This is a genomic window from Streptomyces sp. (genome assembly GCF_036524955.1).
Classification (GTDB): domain Bacteria; phylum Actinomycetota; class Actinomycetes; order Streptomycetales; family Streptomycetaceae; genus Actinacidiphila.
In genome coordinates this window covers 38087-46661 of record NZ_DATDBG010000180.1, presented here as the reverse complement: position 1 = coordinate 46661, position 8575 = coordinate 38087, and the positions used below count along the sequence as shown (strand labels likewise).

Below are 8575 nucleotides of genomic sequence, written 5' to 3'. Positions count from 1 at the left end.
TGTTTGAGCGCGTTCTTCACCGTTGTGGTCAGCGCGTTGCGCTGGCTCTCCAGTAGGACCTTGGCCCGGGCCCGGTTGTCGGCGTTGAGGTGCGAGGCGTACTGGGTGTCGAAGCGGCGGGCGTCGGTGAGCGCGTAGTCGATGGTGACCAGCCGCCCGAAGTCCTGGAATCGGGCCGCCGACAGGTGTGCCGGGATCCACGCCACGGTACGCGGCCGTTCTCCGGGCTGGTCACGCAGGCCGTGCACCCGGTGGACGGCCTCGACGGGTCCGAACTCACCTGCGTGGTAGGGCATGCCGACCACCAGCCGCCACGAGGTCTCCTCGCTCGGCGAGAAGTCGTGGTCGGGCAGGAACTCGGGGTCGGCGATCTCGCCGATCACCACTTCCACCGTCCGGTTCGAGCCCCGCCACACCAGCGCCAGTTCGTCCGCGCCCAGCCGACCGTCGTGCAGGTCGAAGCCGATGTCCTCGGCGAGCAGCCGCTTGAGCAGCGCCCGCCGGTTGCCCGGGTTGTCATTGACCTTGGCGTTGGCGATGACGGAGTCCACGTCCACGCCGGCCAGTTCGAGCCGCACACCCGGGTTGAGGGGGGTGCCGGTCTCCTTGATCTCCGGGAAACGGGACGCCCACTCGGTGACCTTGTGCCTGATCACCCCGACCGCGGCCCCGGGGATCGGGGAGACCACCGAGCCGTGGTTGAGTGCGCCAAGCCGTCGTACGGTCAGGTCGCGCAGAGCCGGCACGCTGGGTGCCAGCGCGGACAGCAGCAGCGTGCAGATCAGCCGGTTGTCTCCGACGAAGTTCTGGCAGGACTGCGCGAGCTGCGGGCTGTCCATGCTCCTCTCGGGCTGGTGCAGATACCGCTCGACGTCCTCCTCTGTGACGCCGTACGACCCCAGCAGGTACGGCCGCAGCTTCGTCCGGTACAGCTTGTCGGCGGCCTTGAACTCCGCCTTCAGCTTGTCGACGAACGGCTCGTCGCCGCCGTCCGCGATCACCTGGTAGAGATCGCCGAGCGGGATCAGCTGTTCCAGGCGCGCGTCGTCCCGGTGGTCGGCGAGCAGTTGGCCCATCAGCTTCAGACCGGTACGGGACCGCTGGAGGGCCGAGGAGATGTGGACGAGGGTGTCCATGAACGCGGGCGAGAAGGGGTACGTCAGCCGGAACGACTCCTCGTCCGCGCCGGTCGTGCCCTCCTCCGAGCCGAGCAGCACGTCCCACACGGCGGGCCCGCCGGTCCGCTTGGCCCTGAGGAAGGCCGCGTCGATCTTCTCCTTCGCTTCGGCGTCCTTGGGCTGCAGCAGCCGGGCGTGTGCGATCTGCGGGAGGTTCCGGTCCTCCAGGGTGATCTTGTCGAACCGCCCCGAGGCGAGGCGGAGGCTGTCCTGGATCGCGGCCTCACCCGCTCCGGACAGTTCCTCGCCGACCAGGTCGCGCAGGTCGCGCTGGCGGGCGATGAACGACACGATGGGCAGCGCCCGGCGGGAGTCCGCGCCCTCCACGAAGTTCGTGATCTTGTCCGCCTCGCGGGAGACGAACTTCTGGTCGTGGATGCGGTTGGCGAGCCACAGGATCAGTTCGTCCATGAACAGGATCAGCCCGTCGTAGCCGAGCGACTTGGCGTGCTCGGCGATGACCGCGAGACCCCGGTCCAGCGAGATGAAGCCGTGCTCGTCCTCGGCGGCGTTCTTCGCGAAGCCGGGGAACCAGCCCGCGATCGCGTCGTGCACGAGCTTGGCGCGCAGCTCGGCGGGCGTGGTCGGGTTGACGACGTTGAGGTTCACCTCGTCGCCGTCGAGCTGCTCGGCGGCGAGCGCGGTGTTCACCAGGGCCGGCGTCCAGGAGAACCCCTCGCCCCATTCGTCGTCCTCGTCGGCGGCGCCCGCACCGCCGAGGCCCGCGAGGAACTGCTCGTCGCCGACCCGCGCCCGCAGCCGCTCGATGTCCGCGAACAGGGAGTCCGTCCGGTACACCTGCGGAGTCGACGCCTTCTCGTGCAGCGCCTTGACGTGCGACACGTAGCCGCCGAGAATCCGCTGCTCCAGCGACTTCGCGCCGAGCATGTGGTACGGCACCAGCAGGAACTTCTTCCGCTCCGACGCCCCGGCCAGCCACTCGTGCCGCGCCAGCACCGGGTCGAACTCGGTGCGGGCCCGGGCCGCTCGGTCGCCCCGCAGCAGCGCGTGCAGGACCGCCATGAAGTGCGACTTGCCGGAACCGAACGAGCCGTGGAGGTACGCGGCTTTCGACGTCTGCCCGTCCAGTGCCGCCCTGATCAGACCCAGGGCCTCGTCGAAGTTCTCCAGCAGCCGCTCGGTGACGACGTAGTCCTTGAGCGCCCGGGCGCTGCCCTCCTCGGTCACCGCCTCGGCGAGCTTCAGGACGAAGTCGGACGTGGAGATGGACGGCTTGATGTCGATGACATCGCGGAGCAGCGGCGGTTCGACAGGTGCGGTAGGTGGCATGTGTCCCGACTTCTTCGTTCCGTCCGTCATGTTCCGGCTGTCCCGGACGCGCCGCCCGCTCAGCCCTCCGTCATCCTCGCACGCCGAAGGAGTACCGAAGAGGCTCAATAGCTCTTCAGAGCCTCGCGCAGTTCTGCGTCGAATGCCTTCCAGGAGGCGAGTTGGCTGACCGGACCCTGGCGATCCAGCATCTGGAGCAACCGCCTCCGGTTCTCCGAGAAGCGGTTCTGAAGTTTCCGCAAGTCGCGCCCTTTTTCTTCGCTGGCTTTGGCGATTGCTTCCTTGAGGAGGTGCTTCGGGTCCGCCACCGCCTCGGCCCTGGCCGGTTTCGGCAGGCCGAGCGCTACTCTGCCGTTCGGGTTACCGGCTACTTCGCGGATCGCCGCGGTGTCGAGCAGCAGCCATGCCTCCAGCATCCGGACGGGGATCACCGGCACGTGCGTCAGTCCCGGCCACGCAGCGGACACCGCTGCCGCGATCTCCCGGCGACGACGCTCGGGAGGGCCGTCATCGGAATCCCGGTGGATGACGACGAGATCGTAATCGGATCCCTTGTCGTTCAGTTTTCGGGCGGCTCGCAGTTTATCCGCCACCGAGTGGCCGACTGGATACCTCAGTCGATCGAAATCAGGCGAGGTCACGAGGATTTCCTTGCCTTCGTCTGCAGCGATTTCCTCAATATGCAGGCGCAGCCCCATATCGCTGGACCCCTCGCACAGATAGAGGGCGCGCACGGTCACGAACGGCTCCCCTCAAGGGTGAGCCGAGCCTGCGGCGGCGTCGTGAGATAGGGAAGGATGTCCGCCATGGTGCTGTAGCCCCTGCCTGCGCCGCCGGCGCGCCAGGTGTCGGCCAGCGGGCGCAGGCGAAGACCTCGGGCCGGTCCTTCCGCTGTGGGAACCACTGCGGTGTCGGCGAACAGCAGATCCTCTTCCTTGACCAGGGACACGATTCCCGGGGAGTGTGTGTTGATCAGCACCTGCCGGAAGGGGTTGCCCTCGCCAGGAGGCTCGTAGGGGTCCACCGCCAGTTCGCGCACCAGCTCCACCATGGCGTTCAGATTGGCCGGATGGATGCCGTTCTCCGGTTCTTCCATGCAGAGAAGACCGCGCACCTGCGGATCTTCCAGCAGGACGCACAGCGCGAGAAACCGCAGGGTTCCCTCGGAGAGGCTCCGGGCCGGCAACTCCATGCCGCCGATCTCATGGAGCTTGATCGTCAGCAGCTCGCGTTTGTCGTCGGCCTCCACGTGCAGCGTGCGGACGTGCAGACCCGACAGGTCCGACAAACGCCCCGCGACCCGTGAATAGACCCGCGCGACATCGTGGGGATACCTCTCCCTCGCGATCCGGTCCAGGCTTCGTGGCAGGTGCAGCCCGTCAGGCTGCAGATCGCTCGGGTCCGTGTAGCGGTCCGACGTACGCAGCGCGGACGGTTCGAGCGCCAGCCGTCGCCAGGACTGCATTTCCCGGCGGGCGGCCAGGATGGTGGGGTCGTCGCTGCGGTTGATCGTGGAGAGCATCGTCTGAGGGGCGCGGGACGCGGGAGCGGGGCGTGGCTGCCCCCTGCGGCCGCCGTCCGGGTGGATCCGGACGACGGCGTCACCCTCGTCGAACGACGTGGAGATGTACGGCGCGGTCGATCGGCGGCCGGTGACCACGGAGTTCCTGAACTCCTTGGCGCTGTGCGGGAACCGCAGATGATGGGGAGCCACCCGAGGCCTGATCTGACTGAGGTCTTCTGACCGCAGCGTCAGCCTGCCGCCTCGCTCCCCGCCTTGCGGGGGCTGATAACCGAGTACCAGTTCGTAGCGCAGAAATGTGGAGGTCGGCTCCGCGATGCGGCCGAAATCGTCCTCCACTTCGCTGGGGACGATCATCTCCGCGGCGAACGACATCCGGTGCTCGCCGTCGGCGTACCCGTTCCAGAACAGATCGCGGGCATCTCCGTGAAGTTCACCGTGGGTGCCGCGTACTTCCTGCGCCGCCTCCAGCATGGACCGGTCCGCGAGCAGACTCAGGAACTGGATCGCGTCGAACACGTTCGACTTACCCGTGCCGTTCTCACCGGCGATGCAGGTGAACGGACCGAACTCGACCATCAGGTCCAGAAGGTTTTTGAATCCACGGACTTCGAGTCTGGTGAGCATGCGTTCCCTCGGTCCTCTGGCTTCCCCATGACGCCCGTGGACTCCCAGGCCGTCCGCGGCGCCGCCGACGCGCACGTGAATGATAGATCGACAGACCGTGGCGTGAGGTACAGGAGCAGCCGTGGACGCTTGCCGGCTACCGCCCCTCAGGCCAGGCAGCTGGCAGGATGTCTTCGACGGGACAGTATCGGGTGGGTGTTGACGACGCACGGAGGAGAGGTCGCCGCTGTGTCCTCGGCTGGTGCGGGTGAGGCGGACAGGGGCGGGCTGGACAGGGCCGCGCTCCTTGCCGATCTGCGCAGGCAGGTGCTGGCGCTCGAAACCGATCTTCGTGAGCGCAGCGAGAACAGCGAGCGGTACCGGGGCGCGCTGAGGAATGCCTATGAGCAGGCCAGGGCCGGGTGGCGGACCACTGGTACCTACGCTTCGTGGCGTGATGAGCGTATTACTCAGAGCGCTGTGGCGTGGGTGCTCGGCACTGTCTTCGTGCGCTTCTGCGAGGACAACGGTGTCGTTTCCCGGCCTGTCATCGCAGGGCCCGGCAAGCGGTTGCCGGAAGCAGAGGAGCGGCACAACGCGTACCTGTCCCAGAGGCCCGGGGCCAGTGACCGGGATTGGCTGACCGAGACTTTCGGCTCTCTGGCAAGGACCAATGAGGCGCTTGCCGGGGTATTCGGCACAGGGAACCGTCCGCTGTGGGAACTGGCCCCCTCCGCCGAGGCGGCGGCCGGGCTGATTGCCTTCTGGCGGCGGGGTGGCAAGGACGGCGGTATTCGCTACGACTTCACCGACCGCGAGCGACTGGACACCGGTTTCCTCGGCGGCCTCTACGAGAGCATCAGCGCGGCTGCCCGCAAACAGTACGCTCTGCTCCAGACGCCGCCGTTCATCGCGGATCTCGTCCTCGACCTCTCCCTGGAGCCGGCGGTCGCGGAGTTCGGTGTCGATGGAATCCGCTGCATCGACCCGGCCTGCGGATCGGGAACTTTCCTTCTCGGTATGTTCCGGCGGCTTTTGGCGAAGATGCGTGCCGCCGCGACGGATACCCCGGACCGGGTGCTGATCGCCCGGGCGCTGGATTCCGTACACGGCTGCGACAGGAATCCCTTCGCCGTGAGTATCACCCGCTTCAGGCTGGCGATGGCCGCGCTCCAGGAGAGCGGTGAACGGCGGTTGGAACGGCTGCCTGCCTTCCCGGTCAACGTCGCCGTGGGCGACGCCTTGCTGGACGGACGGGGTGGCATGGGTCGGCCACCGTCTCTCCTGGTGACGAGCGAGGATACGTCTGACGACCTGGCGTCGGACGTATCCGGGTTCTCGGAGCGGTGCGATCTGCTGGGGCGCGGCTCCTACCACGTGGTGGTGGCGGAGCCGCCGTTCATCAGCGTCAAGGACAAGGCGGAAAGTGCCGCGTACCGAGCCCTCTATCCGACCGCCATCGGCTCTTTCCCGCTGTCGGTGCCATTTGCCGAGCGCATGTTCCAGCTCGCCGTGCGGAGCGCCGAGCGGGGATCGGGGGGCGGTTATGTCGGGCAGTACACATCGAGTTCCTTCACGAAACGCGGGTTCGGACACAAGCTGATCGAAGACTTCCTGCCGCGGGCAGGGCTGACCCACGTCATCGACACATCGGGGGCCTACGTTCCCGGTCACGGCGTCCCGACGGTGATCCTCGTCGGACGCAACCAGCCCGGTGCGCGGGATGTACGGGTGGTCCGCGGAGTACAGGGCGAACCGAAGCCGCCGGATGACGGGTCTCCAGGGCTGGTCTGGAACGCCATCGTCGAACAACTGCACCGGCCCGGCTCGCGGTCGCACTGGGTGAGCGTCCAGGACGAACCCCAGTGGGTATTCGGGCAGTTCCCCTGGAACCTGGCCGGAGGTGGGGAAACGGACCTGATGGACGTGCTGGGGCATGCCCCACGGCGGTTGGGTGATCTGCTCGACGGGACCGTCGGCCCGGTCGGCGATCCTGCGCCGGCGGACGTCTTCGTCCTGGGACGACCATGGTTCCGCAGGCACCCGGATTCAGCGGTCCTGGGACGCGCCATGGTCACCGGCGCGACCCTGCGGGACTGGCGGGCGGAGGCGTCCACGGCTGCACTGGTCCCCTACGACGCCGCCGACGTTCCGCTCCCTCTCGATCTCGCGTCCGCCTGGGGGCGCCACCTGTGGCGCATGAGACAGCTCATGAAGACGACCGCCGGGCCGGGGCACGTGAGGGGGTCCGAGCCGTGGTGGACCTGGCGGCGCTGGACACCCGACCGGTACAGGGAGCGGCGGGCGATCAGTTTTGCGTCTCTCGCCTCCCACAATCACTTCGCGCTGGTGCGCGGGGAGCGGGCGTTCAACCGCCTCGCCCCTCTGCTCAAGCTGCCCGACACGGCCACGGAGGACGATCATTTCGCAGTGCTGGCCGTTCTCAACTCCTCGGCTGCGTGCTTCTGGCTCAAGCAGGTCAATCCGAGCGTCGGTTCCGACCAGCCGGGCAGTGGTTCCCACGGGGAGGAGTGGGCTCGGCCCTACAGTTTCGCGGCGGCCCACTTCAAGAACTTCCCCCTGCCCGCCGATCCTCCGCTGTCGCTCGGGCGGGCGCTGCACGCGCTGAGGCGACTGCTCACGGGTTCCGAACCTGCTGCTGTCTGCACCGCGGAAAGCCCTCCCAGCCGGGCCGCGCTCGACGCCGCGCGCGCTGTTCACTGTGATCTGCGCGGGCAGATGATCGCGCTCCAGGAGGAATTGGACTGGACGGTCTACGGCGCGTACGGCCTGCTGGCTCCCGACGAGTCGTCGCGCCTCGTCGTCCCGCCGGGGTCAGAGGTACCCGAGGTCCGACTCGGCGAGCGAGCCTTCGAGATCGTTCTGGCCCGAAGAGCGGCAGCCGGTGAGGCCGCGGACTCCTGGTTCGTCAGGCACGGTACGACGCCGGTCACCGAGATTCCGTCGCGCTGGCCGGCCGCGTACCGGAAGGTCGTGCAGGCCAGGATCGACGCGATCGCGTCACGCCCGGGACCTGCCCTGATCGAACGCCCGGCATACAAGCGGCGGTGGTCCACGGAGCCCTGGGACGAGTGGGAAGGAGAGGCGCTGCACACCTGGCTGCTCGACCGCTGCGAGGACGAGGAACTGTGGTTCAGCGCCGAAGGCGGCAGGCCGCACCCTCGCCCTCTCACCGTTGACCGACTCGCCGACGCGCTCGGTGCGGATGCCGAACTGCGGGCTGTCGCGGCCCTCTACGCCGCTGACTACCTGGACCTGCCCGACGCCCCCCTGGCCGACGTCCTGGCGGCAGTGCTGGACGCGGAGCACGTGCCCTACGTCGCGGCTCTGCGGTACCAGGAATCCGGGCTGCGGAAGCGCGCGCAGTGGGAACGGGTCTGGGAGCTGCAGCGCAGGGAGGACGAGACCGGCGTAGCGCTCGGTATCCCGGTTCCGCCCAAGTTCGCGTTCCGCGACTTCCGCAGGGCTGACTTCTGGCCCCTCCGGGGGACGTTGGACATCCCCAAGGAGCGCTTCATCTCCTACCCGCCGGCGTCTCCCGACGACGACAGCACATTGGTCCTCGGTTGGGCGGGCTGGAGCGAGGCGGACCGCGTCAAGGTCCTCTTCGACCTGGCCGACTCACCCGCTCGGCGCTCTCGGGGGGCGGAGGAGATCACGCCCCTGCTGGCAGGCATCCAGGAGTTGCTGCCCTGGGTCCGGCAGTGGGAGGAGGCGTCGACGAAGCGCGGGCCCGGAGCCGGTCAGGCCGACGCTTTCCGGCGATCCCTTGACGAACTGCGGGCCGAGTACGGGCTCGGCATGGACGACCTGGCGTCCTGGCGTCCCCGGAAGATGCAGTCCCGCCGTCGCTGACCGCCGCGCCGACTCGGTCGCGATGCGGTCGCTTGCTCGACACCCGGCCCGGACACGCCCGGCAGTCGTTGCGACTGCCGGGCAGCGGGATACCGATCGCCGT

At 68.2% G+C, this 8575-nt stretch carries 3 protein-coding genes and 1 pseudogene; 1 reads left to right on the top strand and 3 read right to left on the bottom strand.

All coding sequences use genetic code 11. The features are described 5' to 3' along the window. The 3 genes and pseudogenes from VIW71_RS14920 to VIW71_RS14910 all read right to left on the bottom strand — a co-directional run. Positions 1-2468 (bottom strand): annotated as a pseudogene (locus tag VIW71_RS14920) (phage resistance protein); the annotation flags it as partial. A gap of 104 nt (positions 2469-2572) precedes the next feature. Continuing rightward, entirely contained in the window at positions 2573-3208 is a 636-nt protein-coding gene (locus tag VIW71_RS14915; RefSeq protein WP_331622733.1) for a hypothetical protein, read from the bottom strand. After that, positions 3205-4692 carry an AAA family ATPase gene (locus VIW71_RS14910; protein WP_331622731.1) on the bottom strand — a complete coding sequence of 496 codons (1488 nt, stop codon included), beginning with the start codon at positions 4690-4692 and terminating at the stop codon, positions 3205-3207. The genes VIW71_RS14915 and VIW71_RS14910 overlap by 4 nt, the downstream gene beginning before the upstream one ends. A 153-nt stretch (positions 4693-4845) precedes the next feature. Between VIW71_RS14910 and pglX the strand changes: the two genes are divergently transcribed. After that, a complete protein-coding gene (gene pglX, locus VIW71_RS14905) occupies positions 4846-8472 on the top strand; it encodes a BREX-2 system adenine-specific DNA-methyltransferase PglX (protein WP_331622730.1) in 3627 nt (1208 codons plus the stop codon). The last annotated feature ends 103 nt before the right edge of the window (positions 8473-8575 follow it).